This is a genomic window from Allobosea sp. CRIB-10, assembly GCF_900112185.1.
GTDB lineage: Bacteria > Pseudomonadota > Alphaproteobacteria > Rhizobiales > Beijerinckiaceae > Allobosea.
In genome coordinates this window covers 26,519-46,963 of sequence record NZ_FOKP01000017.1, presented here as the reverse complement: position 1 = coordinate 46,963, position 20,445 = coordinate 26,519, and the positions used below count along the sequence as shown (strand labels likewise).

At 67.2% G+C, this 20,445-nt stretch carries 20 protein-coding genes; 8 read left to right on the top strand and 12 right to left on the bottom strand.

Features of this window, described 5'->3' with window-relative positions:
• Nucleotides 1-100: 100 nt before the first annotated feature.
• From BMZ69_RS19960 to BMZ69_RS19935, 5 genes are all read right to left on the bottom strand, one after another.
• Nucleotides 101-433, bottom strand: coding sequence for an HPr family phosphocarrier protein (locus BMZ69_RS19960; RefSeq protein ID WP_092160049.1), 333 nt, complete (start codon nucleotides 431-433; stop codon nucleotides 101-103).
• A gap of 17 nt (nucleotides 434-450) precedes the next feature.
• Nucleotides 451-852, bottom strand: a complete 402-nt coding sequence (locus BMZ69_RS19955; RefSeq protein ID WP_057189350.1) for a PTS sugar transporter subunit IIA — start codon at nucleotides 850-852, stop codon at nucleotides 451-453.
• 633 nt (nucleotides 853-1,485) lie between these two features.
• Nucleotides 1,486-1,953: an HPr kinase/phosphorylase gene (locus BMZ69_RS19945; RefSeq protein WP_092159881.1), complete on the bottom strand. Its 468-nt coding sequence runs from the start codon at nucleotides 1,951-1,953 to the stop codon at nucleotides 1,486-1,488.
• Nucleotides 1,950-3,746: a sensor histidine kinase gene (locus tag BMZ69_RS19940; RefSeq protein WP_092159879.1), complete on the bottom strand. Its 1,797-nt coding sequence runs from the start codon at nucleotides 3,744-3,746 to the stop codon at nucleotides 1,950-1,952. The genes BMZ69_RS19945 and BMZ69_RS19940 overlap by 4 nt, the downstream gene beginning before the upstream one ends.
• A gap of 64 nt (nucleotides 3,747-3,810) precedes the next feature.
• Nucleotides 3,811-4,512, bottom strand: a complete 702-nt coding sequence (locus tag BMZ69_RS19935) for a response regulator transcription factor (protein ID WP_092159861.1) — start codon at nucleotides 4,510-4,512, stop codon at nucleotides 3,811-3,813.
• Nucleotides 4,513-4,661: 149 nt separating this feature from the next.
• On the opposite strand from BMZ69_RS19935, the gene BMZ69_RS19930 reads away from it, so the two are divergent.
• The 3 genes from BMZ69_RS19930 to BMZ69_RS19920 all read left to right on the top strand — a co-directional run bounded on the left by BMZ69_RS19930 (nucleotide 4,662) and on the right by BMZ69_RS19920 (nucleotide 8,283).
• On the top strand, nucleotides 4,662-5,411 hold the full coding sequence (locus BMZ69_RS19930; RefSeq protein ID WP_092159855.1) for a HugZ family pyridoxamine 5'-phosphate oxidase: 750 nt from the start codon (nucleotides 4,662-4,664) through the stop codon (nucleotides 5,409-5,411).
• A gap of 209 nt (nucleotides 5,412-5,620) precedes the next feature.
• Entirely contained in the window at nucleotides 5,621-7,231 is a 1,611-nt protein-coding gene (locus BMZ69_RS19925) for a phosphoenolpyruvate carboxykinase (protein ID WP_092159853.1), read from the top strand.
• A 35-nt stretch (nucleotides 7,232-7,266) separates the two neighbouring features.
• Nucleotides 7,267-8,283 (top strand): Lnb N-terminal periplasmic domain-containing protein, encoded by a 1,017-nt coding sequence (locus tag BMZ69_RS19920; RefSeq protein ID WP_092159851.1) that lies wholly within the window; start codon nucleotides 7,267-7,269, stop codon nucleotides 8,281-8,283.
• Here BMZ69_RS19920 and BMZ69_RS19915 read toward each other — a convergent pair.
• Nucleotides 8,274-9,014 (bottom strand): M48 family metallopeptidase, encoded by a 741-nt coding sequence (locus BMZ69_RS19915; protein WP_092159849.1) that lies wholly within the window; start codon nucleotides 9,012-9,014, stop codon nucleotides 8,274-8,276. The genes BMZ69_RS19920 and BMZ69_RS19915 overlap by 10 nt on opposite strands.
• A gap of 50 nt (nucleotides 9,015-9,064) precedes the next feature.
• On the bottom strand, nucleotides 9,065-10,366 hold the full coding sequence (phaZ, locus tag BMZ69_RS19910) for a polyhydroxyalkanoate depolymerase (protein ID WP_092159847.1): 1,302 nt from the start codon (nucleotides 10,364-10,366) through the stop codon (nucleotides 9,065-9,067).
• A gap of 184 nt (nucleotides 10,367-10,550) precedes the next feature.
• Between phaZ and BMZ69_RS19905 the strand changes: the two genes are divergently transcribed.
• The 3 genes from BMZ69_RS19905 to BMZ69_RS19895 all read left to right on the top strand — a co-directional run bounded on the left by BMZ69_RS19905 (nucleotide 10,551) and on the right by BMZ69_RS19895 (nucleotide 12,965).
• Nucleotides 10,551-11,900, top strand: a complete 1,350-nt coding sequence (locus BMZ69_RS19905; RefSeq protein ID WP_092160047.1) for an ActS/PrrB/RegB family redox-sensitive histidine kinase — start codon at nucleotides 10,551-10,553, stop codon at nucleotides 11,898-11,900.
• Between the two features lie 79 nt (nucleotides 11,901-11,979).
• On the top strand, nucleotides 11,980-12,555 hold the full coding sequence (locus BMZ69_RS19900) for an ActR/PrrA/RegA family redox response regulator transcription factor (protein WP_175506890.1): 576 nt from the start codon (nucleotides 11,980-11,982) through the stop codon (nucleotides 12,553-12,555).
• Nucleotides 12,552-12,965 (top strand): group III truncated hemoglobin, encoded by a 414-nt coding sequence (locus BMZ69_RS19895; RefSeq protein WP_092159843.1) that lies wholly within the window; start codon nucleotides 12,552-12,554, stop codon nucleotides 12,963-12,965. Before BMZ69_RS19900 ends, BMZ69_RS19895 begins: the two co-directional genes overlap by 4 nt.
• A gap of 5 nt (nucleotides 12,966-12,970) precedes the next feature.
• Here BMZ69_RS19895 and BMZ69_RS19890 read toward each other — a convergent pair whose 3' ends face one another.
• Together BMZ69_RS19890 and mmcB are read right to left on the bottom strand one after the other, a co-directional pair.
• Complete coding sequence (locus BMZ69_RS19890) at nucleotides 12,971-13,339, bottom strand: hypothetical protein (RefSeq protein WP_139219118.1); 369 nt, start codon at nucleotides 13,337-13,339, stop codon at nucleotides 12,971-12,973.
• Nucleotides 13,340-13,528: 189 nt separating this feature from the next.
• The gene (gene mmcB / locus BMZ69_RS19885; protein WP_092160045.1) at nucleotides 13,529-13,993 is read right to left on the bottom strand and encodes a DNA repair putative endonuclease MmcB; all 465 of its coding nucleotides are present in this window, start codon (nucleotides 13,991-13,993) and stop codon (nucleotides 13,529-13,531) included.
• Between the two features lie 80 nt (nucleotides 13,994-14,073).
• Here mmcB and BMZ69_RS19880 point away from each other — a divergent pair, with 80 nt between their 5' ends.
• Together BMZ69_RS19880 and BMZ69_RS19875 are read left to right on the top strand one after the other, a co-directional pair.
• Nucleotides 14,074-15,093 (top strand): MraY family glycosyltransferase, encoded by a 1,020-nt coding sequence (locus BMZ69_RS19880; protein ID WP_244543445.1) that lies wholly within the window; start codon nucleotides 14,074-14,076, stop codon nucleotides 15,091-15,093.
• Nucleotides 15,090-16,022: an NAD-dependent epimerase/dehydratase family protein gene (locus BMZ69_RS19875; protein WP_092159839.1), complete on the top strand. Its 933-nt coding sequence runs from the start codon at nucleotides 15,090-15,092 to the stop codon at nucleotides 16,020-16,022. Before BMZ69_RS19880 ends, BMZ69_RS19875 begins: the two co-directional genes overlap by 4 nt.
• Here the strand turns inward: BMZ69_RS19875 and BMZ69_RS19870 are convergent.
• The 3 genes from BMZ69_RS19870 to BMZ69_RS19860 form a co-directional block, all read right to left on the bottom strand.
• Nucleotides 15,943-17,910: an SDR family NAD(P)-dependent oxidoreductase gene (locus tag BMZ69_RS19870; protein ID WP_092159837.1), complete on the bottom strand. Its 1,968-nt coding sequence runs from the start codon at nucleotides 17,908-17,910 to the stop codon at nucleotides 15,943-15,945. The two genes, BMZ69_RS19875 and BMZ69_RS19870, sit on opposite strands and share 80 nt — an antisense overlap.
• Before the next feature lie 54 nt (nucleotides 17,911-17,964).
• Nucleotides 17,965-18,561 carry a TetR/AcrR family transcriptional regulator gene (locus tag BMZ69_RS19865; RefSeq protein WP_092159835.1) on the bottom strand — a complete coding sequence of 199 codons (597 nt, stop codon included), beginning with the start codon at nucleotides 18,559-18,561 and terminating at the stop codon, nucleotides 17,965-17,967.
• A gap of 154 nt (nucleotides 18,562-18,715) precedes the next feature.
• A complete protein-coding gene (locus BMZ69_RS19860) occupies nucleotides 18,716-20,194 on the bottom strand; it encodes a cobyric acid synthase (protein WP_092159833.1) in 1,479 nt (492 codons plus the stop codon).
• Nucleotides 20,195-20,445: the final 251 nt, after the last annotated feature.

Here is a 20,445-nt window from a genome sequence, read left to right as displayed (position 1 = left end):
GCCCGGTCATGAGCATTCGGAAAAAGCCGATCAGGGCAACGAGCATGACGATAAGGTCGACAGAAGCGGACAGCGCCGAGAGCGCGCTCCACCTCGACGCCTATTCGCCCTCGCCGAACCTGTCGGCGACGAGCGCGCCCAGCGCCTGCAGCGCATCCCTGGCGTCGGCGCCCTTGGCGACCACGGTGATGGTCGAGCCGATGCCGGCGCCGAGCGTCAGGATGCCCATGATCGAGGTGGCGCCGACGGTCTCGCCACAGCGGGAGACGGTGATGTCGGCGTCGAACTGGCTGGCGCATTGCACGAATTTCGCGGTGGCGCGGGCGTGCAGGCCCTTCTTGTTGACGATCTGGAACTCGCCATAGACGGCGCCGGCCGGAATCTCGACCTCGGCGCAGTCGCAGTCGTCGTCGCGGATCTCGTCTTCGCGCATGCCTTGCACGCCGAACCTCATTTGCCCGCGAGCACGCGGCTGGCCACCGTGATGTATTTCCGCCCCGCATCCTGCGCGCTGCTGACGGCTTCGTCGAGGGTCTTCTCCTCGCGCACGCTGGCGAGCTTGATCAGCATCGGCAGGTTGATGCCGGCGACGACGTCGATACGGCCCGGCTCCATCACCGAGATGGCGAGGTTGGAGGGCGTGCCGCCGAACATGTCGGTCAGGACGATGACGCCCTTGCCGGTCTCGACCTGCTCCACCGCCGCGATGATGTCGCGCCGACGCCCCTCCATATCGTCATCGGGGGCGATGGCGATGGTGGCCAGGTTGGCTTGCGGGCCAACGACATGCTCGAGCGCGGCGCGGAATTCCGTCGCCAGGTGCCCATGCGTGACAAGCACGAGTCCGATCATTCAGTCCCACCGAAGAGCGCCCAACGGCGCCCGGACAAGGTCGCGGTTTATGCGGCAGGTGCGAAGGATAGGCAAGGCGCTTGTCTCGAACTTGTCGAATCCGGATCGCTGCGAAGGCCGAAAGCGCGACAGCCTAACCGGCGTCGCCCAAGGCCGCGGCGAAAACAATGCCGCCCACCGTTCCAGCAATGGTCCCGATGACAAGGAGTGGGTGCCCGTTCGTCGGAGGCACCGTGACAACGAAACTCTCAATCAGAACAATCGTAACGGCTCCACTCGCCGCTCCCGACAAGGTGAGAGCCAAGCCACGCCACCCGTCGTGAGGCACGCATAAGCCAACAACCGGCAGGACCAGTAGAGAGGTTGGGGCCGCAAGAAGAAGCGGAACGAACAGAAGCAGTTTGGCGTCGATGAAGACTGCCAAAACGATCATGGGCGAGATTATCAATGCCGCGATAAGCCCGGTAAAGCTGGCGGCGAACCACGAGAAAGGCGCCGCAAAGCACAACAGTATCAAGAGTATGATTAGCCTGTATGCTCCCCCAACGCCTCGAAGTGCCGACATAACCGCCTCCCAGTCGAGGCGACGCTAGCATACGCAACGTTCTCCAAACATGGGAACAGGTCGTATGGCTAACGCTCTATTCCTGCATAGCCATCAACGAACAGCGTGAGCGCTGCCAGGATGAGACGCTCGTCACCCGCCCTTGGTAGCAGCGCCAGCCGCGGCAGGGTGATCCCGGCGATGCTCTCGACCAGCGCTTCCGGTTCCGGCATGCGCTCGGGCTCGGTGCCGCAATCGATCACCAGCCGGATCACCGCGGTCGAAAGATGCGGCTCGGGGGTCAGGCCGAGGCCGCGGCGCTCGATCATCCCCTCGATCGGCGGCACCGGCGCGGCGAGGAGGCGGCCGGCACGAACGGTGACCTCTGTCCGGTCGTCGGCGACCAGCCGGGCGAAGCGGCCTTGCGACGTCGCGAGCGCGATCAGCGCCAGCGCCAGGCTCGACTTGCCGGCGCCCGACGGGCCACGGATCAGGATGCCGGCCTCGCCGATCACGACGGCGCTGGCATGCAGGCGAAGCGGAGGCGAAGCGGTCATGCCGGCTGCTCGGCCGCGGGCAGGCGCACGACGAAACGCGCGCCGAGCCGCATGTCCTCGCCTTCCGACTGCTCAGAGGCGTAACGGTTCTCAGCCCTGATCGAGCCGCGATGGGCTTCGACGATCTGGCGCGAGATCGAGAGACCGAGGCCCGAATTCTGGCCGAAACCGCTCTCGGGCCGGTCGGTGTAGAAGCGCTCGAAGATCCGCTCCAATGCATGCGGCGGGATGCCCGGGCCGTCATCCTCGATGGTTATCAGCACGTCGCCTGCGACCCGCGAGAGCTTGACCCTGACCGGCTTGTCGGCCGGCGAGAAGGAGCGGGCGTTCTCGATCAGGTTGACGAAAACCTGGCCGAGGCGGGAATCGTGGCCCAGCACGCGGAAGGGATCGGCACCCGGGCGCTGGCCGCCACGCCGGTCGACAGTGAGCTCGACGACCGGCTGGCCCTCGCGGCGGATCTGGTTCTGAACCGAGACCACGGCCTCGACGAGTTGGGCGACATCCAGCGCGACGGCGTCGTCGCGGGCAAGTTCGGCATCGAGGCGCGAGGCGTCGGAGATGTCGGTGATCAGCCGGTCGAGCCGCTTCACGTCGTGGCGGATGACGGCAAGCAGGCGCCCGCGCGACTCCTCGCTCTTGGCCAGCGGCAAGGTCTCGACCGCGCTGCGCAGCGAGGTCAACGGGTTCTTCAATTCATGGGCGACATCGGCGGCGAAGCGCTCGATCGCCTCCATGCGGTTGTAGAGCGCCTGCGTCATCTCGCGGAACGAGCCGGAGAGATGGCCGATCTCGTCGTGACGGCTGGAAAAATCCGGGATCTCCTCGCGCGCCTTGACGCCGCGGCGGACGCGCTGGGCAGCATCGGCGAGCTTGCGGATCGGCTCGGCGATCGTGCCGGCGAGCAGTACCGACAGGATGATCATCACGCCGGCGGCGACCGCGAAGACCTGGAAGATGGCGTAGCGTTCGGAGGCGATGACGGCGTCGATGTCTCCCCCTTGCGTCGAGAGCAGCAGCGCGCCGCGCACGGCCCGGAAGCGCTGGACCGGCACCGCCACCGAGACGATCGTCTCGCCACGGGTGTTGACCCGGACCACGCTCGCCGGCGAGCCCGCCAGCGCACGGGCGACCTCGGTGTAGGATTTGCCGTTGGCATTGGCGAAATCGTCATAGGCCGGCAGATCGGCCCGCCCGAGCCGGTTGCGGAACATGTTCCAGGTTCGCTCGAGCAGCGGCGGCTCGTCGCTCTCGCCGATGCGCGGCAGGTCGAGCCGCAGGATGTCGCCGCGCGAATAGAGATTGCGCGAATCCAGCGTCAGCATCCCGTCCCTGTCGTAGATGCGGGCACGCGTCTTGGTCGGCGTCACCAGCCGGCGAAGCAGCGGGGCGACCTTCTCCGGATTGATCGAGAAGTCGAGCGGGTCCTCGGCGATGGCGCCGCTCTCGCCGGCCTGCATCTGCAGCAGCTTGTCGGGGTCGATCGCGATCGTGTCGGTCTCGACCGTGGCGGAGGCGGCGATGGCGCCGGCGATGATCTCGCCCTGCGTCAAAAGGCTCTGCACCCGCGCCTCGATCAGGCCCTCGCGGAACTGGTTGAGATAGAGGAAGCCGACGAGGAGCGCGACGAGGCCGGCGAGGTTGAGGACGACGATGCGCCGGGTCAGGCTCGAGGCCGCCCGCCCGGAGATGGCGCGCAGCAGGCGACGGCCAAGCAGGGCAGCGCGACGGCGCAGCGTCAGCCCCGTCCGCGGCCCGCCGGTGCGAGCCCGTTCCTGTTCGATCGTCGCCATGAGCGGCTCTTACCCTGTCCCGGCGTGCGCGCAAACGTCGTCACAGCGCGCGCCGGGATGCTTCTCAGGCTTCCTTGAAGCGGTAGCCGACGCCGTAGAGCGTCTCGATCATGTCGAACTCGACATCGACCTGGTTGAACTTCTTGCGCAGGCGCTTGATGTGGCTGTCGATGGTGCGGTCGTCGACATAGACCTCGTCGTCATAGGCTGCGTCCATCAGCGCATTGCGGCTCTTGACCACGCCCGGACGCTGCGCCAGCGACTGCAGGATCAGAAATTCGGTGACCGTCAGCGTCACCGGCTCGCCCTTCCAGGTGCAGGTGTGCCGCTCCGGATCCATGCGCAGCAGGCCGCGCTCCAGCGCCTTGGCGTCCTCGGTGCGGACGGCGGTGGTGACGTCGCGCGCGCCGGCCCGGCGCAGGATCGCTTTGACGCGCTCGACCAGCAGGCGCTGCGAGAACGGCTTCCGAATGAAGTCGTCGGCGCCCATCTTCAGGCCGAAGAGCTCGTCGATCTCCTCGTCCTTCGAGGTCAGGAAGATCACCGGCAGGTCGGACTTCTGGCGCAGGCGGCGCAGCAGCTCCATCCCGTCCATGCGCGGCATCTTGATGTCGAAGATGGCGAGGTCGGGCGGATTCTGCTTCAACCCGTCCAGGGCCGAGGCGCCGTCCGTGTAGGTCTGGATGCGATAGCCCTCGGCCTCCAACGCGATCGAAACCGAGGTCAGGATGTTGCGGTCGTCGTCGACCAGCGCAATGGTTGGCATAAGCTGTTCCGGCTCTTTGTCTCTTGGCGTTGCAATCAACAGGGTCCACTCTCGCGCGAGAACGGCCAAAGCATGGCTGCAATCTAGCCAAGCCAAGGCGGTTTCGCTACGTCTCGCCCCAGAAAACCCGCAAGATAGCGAAAAGTGCCATGGCGACCGACCCGATCAGGCCGACAGATGCCAGCGCACGCGGATTGGCGCGCGGCCTGCTGCGCAGCGCGCGCTCGGCCTCCCTGGCGACATTGACGCCGGAGGGACACCCCTTCGCCAGCCTGACCAGCCTCGCCACCGATGTCGACGGCACGCCGCTGATCCTGGTGTCCTCGCTCTCCGGCCACACGGGCAACCTGATCGCCGATCCGCGCTGCTCGCTGCTGATCGCGCCCGGTGGCAAGGGCGACCCGCTCGCCCATGCCAGGATCACGCTGCTGGCCAGCGCCGAAAAGGTCGAGCGCGACTCAGGTTTCGGCCGGCGCGTGCGCCGTCGTTTCCTGGCGCGCCAGCCAAAGGCCTCGCTTTACGTCGATTTTCCCGATTTCTCCTTCTTCGCGCTCAGGCTCCAGCGCGCCAGCCTGAACGGCGGTTTCGGCCGGGCCTATGAACTCGAAGCCGCGGATGTCCTCAGCGACTGCTCGCAGGCCGAAGCGCTGGTCGAGGCGGAGGAAGGCGCGGTCGACCATATGAACGAGGACCATGCCGAGGCGATCGGGCTCTACGCCACCAGGCTGCTCGGCGGCGAGGAGGGCAGCTGGCGCCTCTCCGGCGTCGATCCCGACGGCGCCGACCTGATGCTCGGCGATAAGGCGCTGCGCCTGCCCTTCGACGAGCCGGTAACCACGCCAGATGCGCTCCGCAAGACCCTCGTCACCCTCGCCGGAAAGGCGCGCGAGGCGGCCTGAGCGCGGCGATTCACCACAGCTGAAATTTTAAACGATTTAGATCGCAGCGACCCGGGCGCAGTTGATCCTGATGACTTGAGCCGGCGTCATCATCCGCCTAAAGAGCCCTCCACTGTACCGGCCCATCGGGCCCATAGTGGGGTCCACCCCGCTCTCAATCACGGCGCCGGCATTGTCAGGCGGCGGCTTCTCGGCAGGAGGAATTGCCAGTGGAGACCATCGGTCACGTCAACCCGAACAGTGGCGCCGACAGCTTCGGCTTCCGGGGGCTCAAGGCCGTCTACTGGAACTTCGAGGCGGCACGCCTTTATGAAGAGTCCCTGCGGCGCGGCGAATCCCAGCTCGCCCGCGGCGGCGCGCTCTGCGCCGACACCGGCACCCACACCGGCCGCTCGCCCAAGGACAAGTTCGTCGTCAAGGATGCGCAGACCGAGAAGACGGTCTGGTGGGAGAACAACGGCGCGATCTCCTCGGAACAGTTCGAGACGCTGCTCGGCGACTTCATCAAGCATGCCGAAGGCAAGGAGCTGTTCGCACAGGACCTCTATGGCGGCGCCGACCCGGCCCACCGCGTCAAGGCCCGGGTCTTCACCGAGATGGCCTGGCACTCGTTGTTCATCCGCAACCTCTTGATCCGGCCCGAGGCCGGCGAGATCGCGGGTTACGTGCCCGAGCTGACGATCGTCGACCTGCCGAGCTTCCGGGCCGATCCGAAGCGCCATGGCTGCCGCAGCGAGACGGTGATCGCGATCGATTTCTCGCGCAAGATCGTGCTGATCGGCGGCTCCGCCTATGCCGGCGAGATGAAGAAATCGGTCTTCACCTATCTGAACTACACGCTGCCGGCCAAGGGCGTGGTGCCGATGCATTGCTCGGCCAATGTCGGCTCCAAGGACGATCCGGCGATCTTCTTCGGCCTCTCCGGCACCGGCAAGACCACGCTCTCGGCCGATCCCGACCGCACCCTGATCGGCGATGACGAGCATGGCTGGTCGAAGGAGGGCATCTTCAATTTCGAGGGCGGCTGCTACGCCAAGACGATCCGGCTCTCGGCCGAGGCCGAGCCGCAGATCTATGCGGCCTCGCAGCGCTTCGGCACGGTGCTCGAGAACATCGTGATGGATCCGATCTCGCGCGAGGTCGATTTCGACAACGAGAGCAAGACCGAGAACACCCGCTCGGCCTATCCGCTCGACTTCATCCCGAACGCCTCGCGCTCGGGCCGCGCCGGCACGCCGAAGAACATCGTGATGCTGACCGCCGACGCCTTCGGCGTGATGCCGCCGATCGCCAAGCTGACCCCGGCCGAGGCGATGTACCACTTCCTCTCCGGCTATACCGCCAAGGTCGCCGGCACCGAGCGCGGGCTCGTCGGCGTGCAGCCGGAGTTCTCGACCTGCTTCGGCTCGCCCTTCCTGCCGCGCCACCCGTCGGAATACGCCAATCTGCTGCGCGACTTCATCGCCAAGCACCATGTCGATTGCTGGCTGGTGAACACCGGCTGGACCGGCGGCGGCTACGGCACCGGCCGGCGCATGCCGATCCGCGTCACCCGGCGCCTGCTGACGGCGGCGCTGGACGGCTCGCTCAACCGCGCCGATTTCCGCCGCGACCCCTATTTCGGCTTCGCCGTTCCCACGTCGGTGCCCGGCGTCGAGCCGCACATCCTCTACCCGGTGAAGACCTGGCAGGATAAGGCCGCCTTCGCCGACACCGCGAAGAAGCTGATCGGCATGTTCGCCGAGAACTTCGCGAAGTTCGAGCCGCATGTCGACGATGCGGTGAAAGCCGCTGCGCCGACGAGTTCACTCGCGGCTTGAACGCAATGCATGTCTGCGTGCTATGAGAGGCGGCGATGAGCCGCCTCTTTTTCGTTCTCCTGCAGATTCTGCTGACGCTCGTGGTCCTCGGCACGGCCGCCTGGGGCGTTGGGCTTCTGATCTTCCGCCTGCCCGGTGCGCTCGGCATCGCCGGTGCGGTCGGCTTCGGCCTTGCTGCACTCGCCGGTGCCATCGGCATCTGGAGCGGTGCGCCGCGCCTGCCGCTGGCCTTCGCCGTGCTCTTCGTCGGCCTGCTCGGCTGGTGGGCCGGGCTGAAGCCGTCACATGAGCGGAACTGGATCCCCGAGCTGGCGCGCCTGCCGCAGATGAGCGTGGCCGATGGACGCCTGACCGTGACCAATCTGCGCCATTTCACCTGGCGGACAGAGAGCGACTACGACCAGCGCTGGGAAACCCGCAGCTACGATCTCTTGCGTATCCAGGGCGCCGACCTCTTCCTGTCCTACTGGTCGGGCGAGGCGATCGCGCATCTGCTGCTCAGCTTCCCCTTCGACGGCAGCGAGCCGCTGACGATCTCGATCGAGATCAGGCGTGAGCAGGGCGAGGAATGGTCGGCGCTGGCCGGCTTCTTCCGCAATTACGAGATGGCCTATGTCGTCGCCGACGAGCGCGACCTGATCGGCCTCAGGACCCAGGCGCGCGGCGAGGATACCCGCCTGTTCCGGCTCAACGCCTCGCCAGCCCAGGCGCGCGACCTGCTGCTGGCCTACGCCAAGGACATCAACCAGCTGGCGCAGGAGCCGCGCTGGTACAACACGCTGACGACCAACTGCACGACCGTAGTCTATCATCTCGTCGGGCAGGTCGCGCCCGCCTGGAAGTTCTCGCTGCCGCTCGACCCGCGCGTGCTGCTCTCGGGCTACCTGCCCGGCTATCTCCGCGACATCGGCTCGGTGCGCCAGGACATGCCGCTCGACGAGCTGGTGAAGCTGAGCCATATCGGCGAGAAGGCGCGCAGCCTCAAACCCGACAGCCCGGATTTCTCCCGCGTCATCCGCGAGGGCGTACCGACTGCGCGTCCTCAGCCGTAGCCATGCAAGCCCGCGCCATGGCGCTTGAGCCAGGCCTCCGCCTCCTCGGTGCGCGGGCAGAGCTTGTGCGTCAGCGCCCAGAAGCGGTGCGAGTGGTTCATCTCCTTGAGATGCGCGACCTCATGGGCGGCGAGATAGTCGAGCACCAGCGCCGGCGCCAGGATCAGGCGCCAGGAGAAGCTGAGATGCCCCTTCGAGGAGCATGAGCCCCAGCGGCTGGTGGTGTCACGCAAGGTGATCTTGCGGGCGGGAATGCCGAGCACGGCGGTATGGGTGCGTACCGCCTTCTCGAGATCGGCCAGGGCCTCCCGGCGCAGGAAATCGCTGACCCGGCGCGCGACATGGGCCGCCTCGCCGCAGACCGCGATGATCGGCTCGCCTTCGGCCGAGATCGTGGCGCGGGTCAGCCCGCGCACCTTGGTCCAGTGCACGATGCGGTGCGGGACACCGCGCAACGGCACGACAGCGCCGGGCTCGAAGGGCACCCCCTGCGGGCGCTTGGCGAGGCGCGCCGCGATCCAGCCGCCATGCTTCTCGGCGAAGACGCGGCCGGTGGTGAAGTCGACGCGCTCGGGCAGGGTGAGCGTGATCTCGCCGGTCGCCTGCGAGACGCGCAGGGTCAGGCGACGCGCCGTCGCGCGCCGCCTGACGGTGACCGGGTAGAGCGTGCCGGCATAGGCGACCTCGATCCGGTCGGGATCGGGCTGGCGCCTGAACAGGGAAAACCGCATCCCGGCGATTGTGCGGGATTCGCGGCGGGAGCGGAAGGGGTGGGCTGAACTCAGCCCGCGACCTTCAGCGCCTTGCGGGCCGTCTCAGCTGTCTCGTTGCGACGCTCCTTGGCCGCCTTCATGTCGAGGGTGAGCATGAAGTCGGCGATGCGCGGCGCGATCTCCGAGCGGAAGCGCGAGCCGTTGAAGACGCCGTAATGGCCGACGCCCTTCTGCAGGTATTCGACTCGCATGTCGTCGGGGATGTTGACGCACAGATCATGCGTCGCCCTGGTCTGGCCGACGCCGGAGATGTCGTCGTTCTCGCCCTCGACCGTCATCAGCGCGACACTGCGGATCGCGGTGAGATCGACCGGCTTGTCGCGATGCATCATCTCGCCCTTGGGCAGAGCGTGCTTCACGAAGACGGTGTCGACGGTCTGCAGGTAGAACTCGGCGGTCAGGTCCATGACCGCGAGATATTCGTCATAGAAGTCGCGGTGCTTCTCGGCCGAATCGCCGTCGCCGGCGATCAGGTGCTTGTACATGTCGTAATGCGCGGTGAGGTGGCGATCGAAGTTCATCGCCATGAAACCCGACAGCTGCATGAAGCCGGGATAGACCTCGCGGAAGGCGCCCAGATGCGGGAACGGCACGCGGGTGATGCAGTTGCGGCGGAACCAGTCGGTGCCGCGCTCCATGGCGAGCTGGTTGACCGCGGTCGGCGAGCGGCGCGTGTCGATCGGCCCGCCCATCAGCGTCATCGAGCGCGGCGAGGAGGGATCGCCCTCCGCTTCCATGCGCGCGATCGCCGCGAGCACCGGCACGGAAGGCTGGCACACCGCCATGACATGGGTGTCGGGGCCGAGCTTCTGCAGCATGGCGATGACGTAGTCGATGTAGTCGTCGAGATCGAAGCGGCCGGCCGAGAGCGGCACGAGGCGGGCATCGATCCAGTCGGTGATGTAGACCTCATGATCGGGCAGCAAAGCCTCGACCGTGCCGCGCAGCAGCGTGGCGTAGTGGCCCGACATCGGCGCGACGAGCAAAACCTTGGGCTGCGGTTTGCGGCGACCTTCGATCTTACGGTCGAAATAGATCAGGTTGCAGAAAGGACGCTGCCAGACGGCGCGCTCCTCGACCCCGACCTTGACGCCGTTCATCGTGGTGGTGTCGAGGCCGAAAGCCGGCTTGCCGTAGCGGCGGGTGGTGCGCTCGAACAATTCGCAGGAGGCGGCGATCGTGCGGCCGAACGGGGTGTAGGTCAGCGGGTTCGCCGGATTCTTGAAGGCGAGCTGCATGGCGTCGGACATGGCCCGCGCCGGGCTGACCATCATATGAACCGCCTCATAGGCGTGGTAGGCGAACGACATGGCGGCCCTTTCGCTCTTTCGCAGCGCCGCATCCCACGATGCAGCGCAACAAGGGAACGGAGCCTAAGTAGAATTTGTTCTGATTCAATCGTCCAAAGGGCTAAGATTTCCTTGTGATGCCGATTAGCCACAGTTTCGTACTCCTCATTCGCCAGGCGCTTTGCGAAGATTGCGCGCCGTGACGATCGCCGACCTCGTTCCATCCGCTCCCGGAGGCGCGCCGCGCCATCTGCGACTCGACACGCTGGTGCGCCTGCGCTGGCTGGCGATCGCCGGCCAGAGCGTCGCCGTCGCCGGCGTGCATTTCGGGCTCGGCTTCTCCTTGCCCTTCGGCTGGTGCTTCCTCGCCATCGCCGTCTCGGCCTGGCTCAACATCGCCCTGCGCATCCGCTTCCCGCTCAGCCACCGGCTGCGCGAGGGCGCCGCGACGGCGCTGCTCGGCTTCGACATCCTGCAGCTCGCGGCCCTGCTCTACCTCACAGGCGGCTTGCAGAACCCGTTCGCGATCCTGTTCCTGGCGCCGGTGATGATCTCGGCGACGGCGCTGCCGCCGCGGCACACGCTGGCGCTTGGCCTGCTCGCCGCCGGGCTGGCGACATTGCTCGTCTTCGTCCACTGGCCCCTGCCCTGGGCGGGAGCGGAGCGGCCGGTGCTCCCGTGGCAGTATCAGGTCGGCAACTGGATCGCGCTGCTGCTCGGCCTCGGCTTCACCGGCATCTATGCCTGGCGCGTCGCCAAGGAAGCGCGCGACCTCTCGGAGGCGCTGGCCGCGACCGAGCTGGTGCTGGCACGCGAGCAGCATCTCTCGCAGCTCGACGGGCTCGCCGCCGCGGCCGCGCACGAGCTCGGCACGCCGCTCGCGACGATCGCGCTGGTCGCCCGCGAGCTCTCGCGGCTCGCCCCGCCGGAGGGCGAGATGGCCGAGGACATCACCCTATTGCGCGAGCAGGTCGAGCGCTGCCGCGGCATTCTCGGCAAGCTCGCCTCGCTGCAGGACGACGATGCCGGCCCGCTCGACCAGCTCTCGCTCAGGCTGCTGATCGAGGAGGCGGCCGGGCCGCAGCGGCCTTTCGGCGTGCCCTTCGAGATCGCTCTCACCGGCGACAAGCCCGAGCCGATCTGCCGGCGCAATCCCGGCATGATCTACGGGCTCGGCAACATCGTCGACAACGCCGTCGATTTCGCCCGCTCAAAGGTGACGATCACGGCGCAATGGACCGAGGGCGCCGTCATGCTCACCATCGCCGATGACGGGCCGGGTTTTCCGCCGGAGGTGCTGATGCGGGCGGGCGACCCCTATCTCTCGCGCTCGCATGCCAAGGAATCGCGCGCCGGCGGCGGCCTCGGCCTCGGCCTGTTCATCGCCAAGACACTGCTGGAGCGCAGCGGCGCGACTCTGGAATTCTCCAATCTGCCGCTGCCGGCGACCGGGGCCAACATCCGAATCACCTGGCTGCGCGCCGTCTTCGAGCGCGATGATCGCCCCGCCGGGCCTTCAAACCCGGAGCTTTTGGCCCCATATGCGACAGAATGAGGCGTTGCGGCGTTTCAGCGCGTCGCGCAATCGGTAGAATGGATAGTGAGCCGGGCAGCCACCCACCCGGCAGGAGATGATGGCGATGGACACGGCGCCGACGACAGGCGAGCTCACCGATACGGCCGGCAGGGACATGTCCCTCCTGCTCGTCGACGACGACAAGCCGTTCCTGACCCGCCTCGCCCGCGCCATGGAAGGCCGCGGCTATTCGGTGCGGACCGCCGAGTCCGTGCAGGCGGGGATCGCGGCGGTCGAGGAGGCGGCACCGGCCTATGCGGTGATCGACCTGCGTCTTGGCGACGGCAACGGCCTCGACGTGATCGCCCGCCTCAAGGAGAAGCGCCCGGATGCGCGCGGCGTCGTCCTGACCGGCTACGGCAATATCGCGACCGCGGTCAGCGCCGTGAAGCTCGGCGCCTACGATTTCCTGGCCAAGCCGGCCGATGCCGACGAGATCCATTCGGCGCTGGCCGCCGGTCCGAACGCCCGGCCGGTGCCGCCGGAGAACCCGATGTCGGCCGATCGCGTGCGCTGGGAGCACATCCAGCGCGTCTACGAGCTGTGCAGCCGCAATGTCTCGGAGACGGCTCGCCGGCTCGGCATGCATCGGCGCACCTTGCAGCGCATCCTGGCCAAGCGCGCGCCGCGATGAGCGGAGCTGCGCTCCCCGAGCGCATCACCGAAGAGCTGATCGCCGAGCTGGTCGACACCTTCTATGGCCGCGTACGCCGGGACCCGCTGATCGGCCCGATCTTTCTCGCCAAGCTCGGCGACGACTGGGGGCCGCATCTTTCCAAGCTGGGCGATTTCTGGTCCTCGGTGACGCTGATGAGCGGGCGGTATCGCGGCAAGCCGCATCAGGTCCATATGCCGCTTCCGCTCGAGATGCAGCATTTCGAGCGCTGGCTTGCGTTATTCGAGGCGACGGTCACCGAACTCTGCACCGGCCCGGCCAGGTTCCTGTTCATCGATCGCGCCCATCGCATTGCCGACAGCCTGCAGATCAGCCTGAACATCGGCCCGAAGGCGCTGGCCCTGCCGGAGCGCAGCACCTCCGGCTGAGCTACTCAACACCGGAGTTTCGACAAGCGCCAGCGATGGCTCAGCGAGGCGATGTCGCCGATCTTCCAGAGTTCGCCGACACGCACGAAGTCGTAGCGGATATGGTTGGGCTCGCCGAAGTTCCGGAAACGGACGTCCACTGCGGCGCGGTTGTCGCCAGCCTTGGTCTCGATCCGTAGCGTGCGCGCGATTTCCTTGTCGTCGTAATCGTTTCCGCTGCTCGTAATGGCAAAATCGATGCAAAGGTTCTCGGTCTTGTCATCGGCAGCGAACAATCTGACAAGGCCGGGCTGGAAATAGCGGGCGCGATTCTCGGGCGCGCGCAGCCGCCCGATCGAGCTCTGCGTCAGGCCGCCGGCATATATGCCGCGCACAATCGTCTCGGGCGTCTCCGCAGAGGCGGCCCCGACAGCAAGAAAGCTGAGGGCAGCGGCCGAAACCATGAGCTTATACATCATTCCGATACCTGCAAACGGCCGGCGAGCCCGAACCTGCTAGCTCAGATCTTACCCAAGGTCACGTGCCCCGATGCGGTAACCCGGTCACGCGGAAAGACGCTGCGCTCAACCCAGCTCCGGATCCTCGATGCCGGAGAGACGCCCAGCCGCCAGCCTGGCGAAGGCGATGGTCAGCATCTTCCGGCGCGCCGGCGCCAGCTGATGGCGCGGCGGCTCGCGCAACAGCTCGCCGCCGAAGGCGTCGGCGACGATCAGGCCGACATCCTCGGGCAGGATCTCCAGCGGGAATTCAGGCGCGACCGCAAAGAGGAAGCCGTCGCAATAGTCGCGATAGTCCGGCCATTTGCCGTCGACGCGATAATCCTCGATCCCCGATTTTACTTCGACCACCAGCAGTTCGCCGGATGGCGAAAGCGCGACGATGTCGCCGCGCCGGCCATTGGCGAAGGTCATCTCCTTGACGATGGCATAGCCGCGCTCGCGTAGATGGCGCGAGGCGCCGCGACAGACGGCGCGGGTGATCTCCGGCCGGGCGGGCGGCGGATTGAGGGCGGACAGGGCGATGGCCATGCCCGGCATGTTCTCTTTTTGTGCTCGCCGATGCAAGAGCTGCTTGCGACGCGGCCCGGGTTGGCTATGGTCCGCCCGCCTTGGAACGCTTCATCCCCCTCCTGCTGATCGCGCTTGCCGCCGGCCTCGCCTTCGCGCTGTGCCTGGCCCTGCGGCCCCTGATGATGCGCTATGCGCTGGCGCGGCCGAACGCCCGCTCCAGCCACCGCACGCCGACGCCGCAGGGCGGTGGCATCGCCGTGCTCGCCGGCGCCTTCCTGGCGCTGGGGCTCGCGCTGGTCTTCATTCCCTTGGATGCGAGCGCCCGGCAGGGCCTCGTCCTGGTGATGGCCGCATCCACCTTGCTCGCCGTCGTCGGCGCCTGGGACGATATCCGTCCGCTCTCGCCGGCCCTGCGCCTGCCGCTGCAGTTTCTCTGCGTCGGCATCGTCGTGTTCCACACCGCGCCTGACATGCGGCTGCTGCCGGAGACGCTGCCGCTCTGGGCCGAGCGCGGTCTTGCCCTGATCGCCGGGGCCTGGTTCGTCAATCTCGTCAACTTCATGGACGGGATCGACTGGATCACCCTCGCCGGGCTGGTGCCGCTCTCCGCCGCGATCGCGCTCGCCGCCGGTTATGGCATCGTCGATCCCGCCACCGGCCTGCTCGCCGCGGCGCTGCTCGGCGGCCTCATCGGTTTCGCGCCGCTCAACAAACCGGTGGCGCGCATCTTCCTGGGTGATGTCGGGGCACTGCCGCTCGGATTGCTCGGTGCCTATCTGCTCTATCGCCTCGCCGGCACCGGCGCGCTGACCGCGGCGCTGATCCTGCCGCTCTACCACGTCATGGATTCGACGATCACGCTGCTGCGCCGCCTCGCCCGCGGCGAGAAGGTCTGGCAGGCGCATCGCTCACATTTCTACCAGCAGGCGACCGACAACGGCTTCAAGGTCATCGAGATCGTCACGCAGGTCGCCCTGCTCAATCTTTGCCTGATCGCGCTCGCGGCGGTCAGCATCGCCGTGCCGGCACTCCCCGCGAAGCTCGGCTGCCTGCTGGCGGCGCTCGTGCTGACAGGGCTGCTGCTCCGTCGCTTCTCGCGCAAGCGGACGCAATCGTGAAGGGCGAGCGCATTCTGCTGACCGGCGCGAGCGGCTTCGTCGGCCGGCACCTGCTTGATGACCTCGTCGCGCGTGGCTACCAGGTGCGGACTGTGGGCCGGGGCACGGCGCCTGCCAGCGCCGGTGTCGAGCACGTCTTGATCGGCGACCTCGCTGCTTTCGTCGACTGGCGGCCACTGCTCGACGGCGTCGACCACGTCGTGCACAGCGCCGGGCTCGCCCATGCCGATGGCGACATCCCCGAGGAGCGCTATCAACGGGTCAACACGCAGGCGACGCTGGCGCTGGCCCAGGCCGCGCAGGCGGCAGGCGTGCGGCGCCTCGTCTTGCTGTCCTCGATCCGGGCGCAGAGCGGTCCAATCGCGTTGCGTCCGCTGTCGGAAGCGGACGCGCCTGCGCCGACCGACGCCTATGGCCGCTCCAAGCTAGCAGCCGAACAGGGGCTCGCCGGGCTAGACCTCGACTGGGTGGCACTGCGGCCGGTGCTGGTCTACGGCCCCGGCGTGAAGGCCAATATGGCGGCGCTGCTGAAGCTGGCGCGGCTGCCCGTGCCGCTGCCGCTCGGCGGGCTCTCTGCCAAACGCTCGCTGCTCGCGATCGAGAATCTTGCCGAAGCAGTCGCCTTCGCCTTGACGCAGGCCTGCCCGACCAGGCGCAGCTATATCGTTTCGGATCCGGAACCCCTGTCGGTTGCCGACATGCTCGCCGCGATGCGCGCGGGCTTGGGGCGCGGGCCGGGGCTGATCCCGATCCCGGCATCGCTGCTGGCGCTGACGGCGCGGCTCGCCGGCCGCAGCGGCGCCTATGAACGGCTGGCGAACGGGCTCGTCGCCTCGCCGGCCGCGCTGCTCAGGGCTGGCTGGCAGCCGCCCGCGGAGACGAAGACTGCGTTGGCGCGGCTGGCGGCGAACTGGGCCGACGCCGGCTGAAATCGGGGATCGCCGCCTCCAGCACCGCCTCGGCGCCGAGCCTGTCCTGCGCCGCCAGCGCCCGCTCGAGATCGCCGAGCCAACCCTGCATGCGGGCGCGGCCGGCGAAGATCGGCTTGGCCGCCATGACGCCGTCGAGCCCGGTCTCGGCCATCGGCTCGTCCTTGGCGAAGAGGATCTCGTTGAGGCGCTCGCCCGGCCGGACCCCGGTCACGGCAATCTCGATGTCGACGCCGGGCTCGTAGCCGGCGAGGCGAATCATGCGCTCGGCGAGGTCGATGATCTTGAGCGGCTGGCCCATCTTCAACACGTAGACGGCGGCGCGCTCGTCCTGAGCCTCATGCTCGGGCGCATGCGAAGCGGCGGTCAGCACGAGGTCGCAGGCCTCGCGGATGGTCATGAAATAGCGGATCATCTCCGGGCTGGTCACGGTGACCGGGCCGCCACGCTCGATCTGCGCCTTGAATTTCGGCACCACCGAGCCGACCGAGCCGAGGACATTGCCGAAGCGCACCGCGACCAGGCGCGTGCCGCGATTGCCATTGGCGAATTCGGCGTCGCGCGCCTGGGCGTACATCTCGGCGAAGCGCTTGGTCGCGCCGAGCATCGAGACCGGCTCGATCGCCTTGTCGGTCGAGATCATCACGAAGATGCCGGCGCCGGCGGCGATCGCTGCTTCCATGGCGACGACCGAGCCGAAGATGTTGGTCTTGATGCCTTCGCCCCAGTCGGCTTCGAGATAGGGCACGTGCTTCAGCGCGGCGGCATGGATGACGATATCCGGCGCGAAAGCCCTGAACAGCGGATCGAGGCGGGCTGCGTCGCGGACATCGGCGAGCGCGCCGGTAACGCGGATCGGCAGCTCCTGGGCTGCCAAGGCCTCGGTGACATGGAACAGTGCCGGCTCGGAATTCTCGACGACCAGCAGCTCAGCCGCGCCGAAGGCGGCGCAACGCAGGCAGATCTCCGAGCCTATCGAACCGCCGCCGCCTGTGACGATGACGCGCTTGCCCTTGAGGAAGCTTTCGAGCCGCTCGCGATCGATCTTGACCGAGGGCCGCACCAGCAGGTCCTCGATCTCGAGCGGGGCGAGTTCGCTGCCGCGCAGCCCCTCGCCGAGCGTGTCGAGACGTGAGATCGGAATGGCGAGCTTGCGCGTCAGGGCGAGCCATTTGTCGGGCTCGGCCTCGGCCGTCAGGGCGCTCGGCGTCGCGACAATGCGGCGGAATGGTTCACCCCGCTCGCCGGCATCGGTCGCGACCGTCTCGATCTGGGAGAGCAGGCCGAGCACCGGCACGCCTCTGATGGACTGGCCGAGATCGTCGGACCGCGGCGAGAGGATGCCCGCCGGCCGCATTTTGCCCATCGCGCCCGATTCCATGGCGCGAATCACCATCTCGATGTCGACCGCGCGGCCTAGCAGCAGGGCCGGCAAGGTCGCCTCACGCGCCGCATGGTGCTTGGAACGCGAGTATCTGAGATAGCGATAGGCCAGCCGCGGGCCGCCGAGCAGCGCGATCTGCACCAGCCAATAGAGAACGAGGGTGATCTTGCCGAAGAAGAAATAGCCGTAAAGATTCGGTGCAACGAGGACATAGTCCACGACCAGCAAGGTCATGGTCAGCACCGTCACCGCCCGGACGATGTTAGAGAGGTCCGGCAGCGAGGCGAAGCGCCATTTCGAGCGGTAGAGCTGGAAGAACCAGTAGACCACCCCGGCATAGGCGACGAGGAAGGGCAGGATCGACGGCAATTGCCGCATCCGCTCCTCGAACAGCCAGCCGTCGAAGCGGACGGCGAAGACGAACACGATCGCGAGCGCCGTCATCGCCAGGTCGTGGACGATGATGGCGAGCTTCTTGGTGCTCTGTTTGGAGAGGTTCAGCATGCGCCGCGGGGTATCCCGCTCCGCCAGCGCCTTGTCAACGCGAACCGGAGAGACTCAGGCCGCGGCGCGGCCGGCACCCAGGCCGGCCAGCACGAAGTCGATCATCTCCTCGACATTCGGGCCGGGCAATTCGGCGCATTGGCCGAGCAGGAGCGGGTGATGGAAGCGCATCATCGCCATGCGGACGCAATGGGTCGCGGTGATCGGATCGCGGGCGGTGAACTCGCCCCTGGCGATGCCGTCGGCGACGACGGCGCGCAGGATCGCATCATAGCGTTCGATATGGCCGCGGACGACGTCCCAGCTCTCCTCCATCGCGCAGGCGACCATCTCGTGCAGGCGGTGATTGTCGAGATAGCGGGCCGAATTGATCCGGCAGGTCGCGGCGAGGATGTCGCGCAGGCGCTCGGCCGCAGGGCGCTTCTCGGCGGCGATGGCAGCGACCGTCGACTCGAGCTCGCTCATCGAGCGTTCGGCAACCGCCTCGTTGATCGCCTTCTTGGAGTCGAAGAACCGATAGACATTCGCCGGGCTCATGCGCAGCGACTTGGCGATATCGGCGACAGTGGTCTTCTGGTAGCCGATCTGGCGGAAGAACCGCTCGGCGACGTCGATGATCTCGTGCCGTGTATCGCGCTCTACTGTGCTCATGCCAGGGCAACTTCCCGGTCTGACAACTTGTTCCCATAGGCCGTCTGCGGACGCCATCGTTGACTATGACGAATTTCGTCAGTCGTCAACAAATTGATCCGCAAAGCTTTATTTGCGCCATCCTGACAGTTTTTCGCGTGACGCGGGCTCGATGTCAGGATCGCGACCGCGCCAGCTCCAGAAGCGTTCCGATATCGAGGTAGCGCTCCAGATGCCCGGCCAGCCGGTCGAGCGTCGCTTCGACCGCGGGCTCGTAGGCTTCGCCTTCCGCGAGCGGCCCTTCGGCGAGATCGGCCAGAAAGGCGCGGCGCAACCGGTCCGAAGTCAGGACGCCATGGAGATAGGTCCCGACGACCTTTCCGTCGGGGCTACGAGCGCCTTCGGCCTGTCCGTCGACGCGGAAAGGCGCGCGTGCCCGGTCGCGCCCCTCACTGACGCCGAGATGGATCTCATAGGCGCGGCCGGTCGTGCCGCTGGCCGGATGCTCGACCGCAACCTCCCTGACGGTCTTGTCGGGCGTGAGCTCGGTCTCGATCTCGAGCAACCCGAGACCGGGCGCCGCGGCGGCAGGCCCTTCGAGGCCGAGCGGATCGCGCACGGTCCTGCCGAGCATCTGGTAGCCGCCGCAGAGGCCGAGGACATGGCCGCCACGCCGGTGATGGGCGAGGATGTCGATGTCCCAGCCCTCTTCCCGCAGCCTGGCGAGATCGCGCAATGTCGTCTTCGAGCCCGGCAGGATCACCAGGGCGGCGTCGCCGGGCAGGGCTGCGCCGGGGCCGACAAAGACAAGCTCGACGCCGGGTTCGAGCTTGAGCGGGTCGAGATCGTCGAAATTGGCGATGCCCGGCAGGACGGGAACGACGATCTTCAGCGCACCGGGGCGTGCCGGCAGGCCATGCGCCAGATCGAGAGCGTCCTCGGCGGGCAGGCGCGCGGCATCGGCGAACCAGGGCACAACGCCCAGGCTCGGCCAGCCCGTCGCCCGGGTGATCGTGGCGAGTGCCGGCGTGAACAGGCCGACATCGCCGCGGAAACGGTTGATGGCGAAGCCACGGATCATCGCCCGATCCTCGGCATCCAGCACGGCATGGCTGCCGACCAGGCTGGCGATGACGCCGCCGCGATCGATGTCGCCGATCAGCACGGCCGGAACACCGGCAGCGCGGGAAAAACCGAGATTGGCGATGTCGCGGGCGCGCAGATTGGTCTCGGCCGGCGAACCCGCGCCCTCGACCAGGACAAGGTCGGCGCCGTCGCTGAGACGCTCGAAGCTTTCCAGCACTTTGGGCAGGAAGTCGCCGCGGCGGCTGAAATCGCCGGAGGAGAGATGGCCGGCGACACGACCTTGCAGGATGATCTGGCTGCCGCGCTCGCTCTCGGGCTTGAGCAGCACCGGGTTCATGTCGACATGCGCCGCGATCCGGGCGGCGCGCGCCTGCAGCGCCTGGGCCCGGCCGATCTCGCCATGTGCGGTCGCAGCGGCGTTGTTCGACATGTTCTGCGGCTTGAACGGCCGCACCTTCAGGCCGCGATCGGCAAAGAGGCGGCAGAGGCCGGCGACGATGAGCGACTTGCCGACATTGGAGCCGGTGCCGAGCACCATCAGGGCGGGAGTGCGATGGGAAGGACGCATGGAGCCTGCCTAGCCCGCTTCCAGCCCCAGAAAAAGCTCACCGATCCACGTCAGCGTCCCACGGCTCCAAAGGGGCGAAGAAACCGTGGAGTGCTGGCGTGAACCGGCTGAGGCATAGAGAATACTGACTTCTGACGAATGTCAATATTCATCAGTCCGCATAATCTGCCGCTTTTCCCGGCCGATGCGCGCCGGCGTTGCGCGTGTTATGGGCGGGATCCGAGCTTCCCTGCCGCCTTCCCGACCGAAGC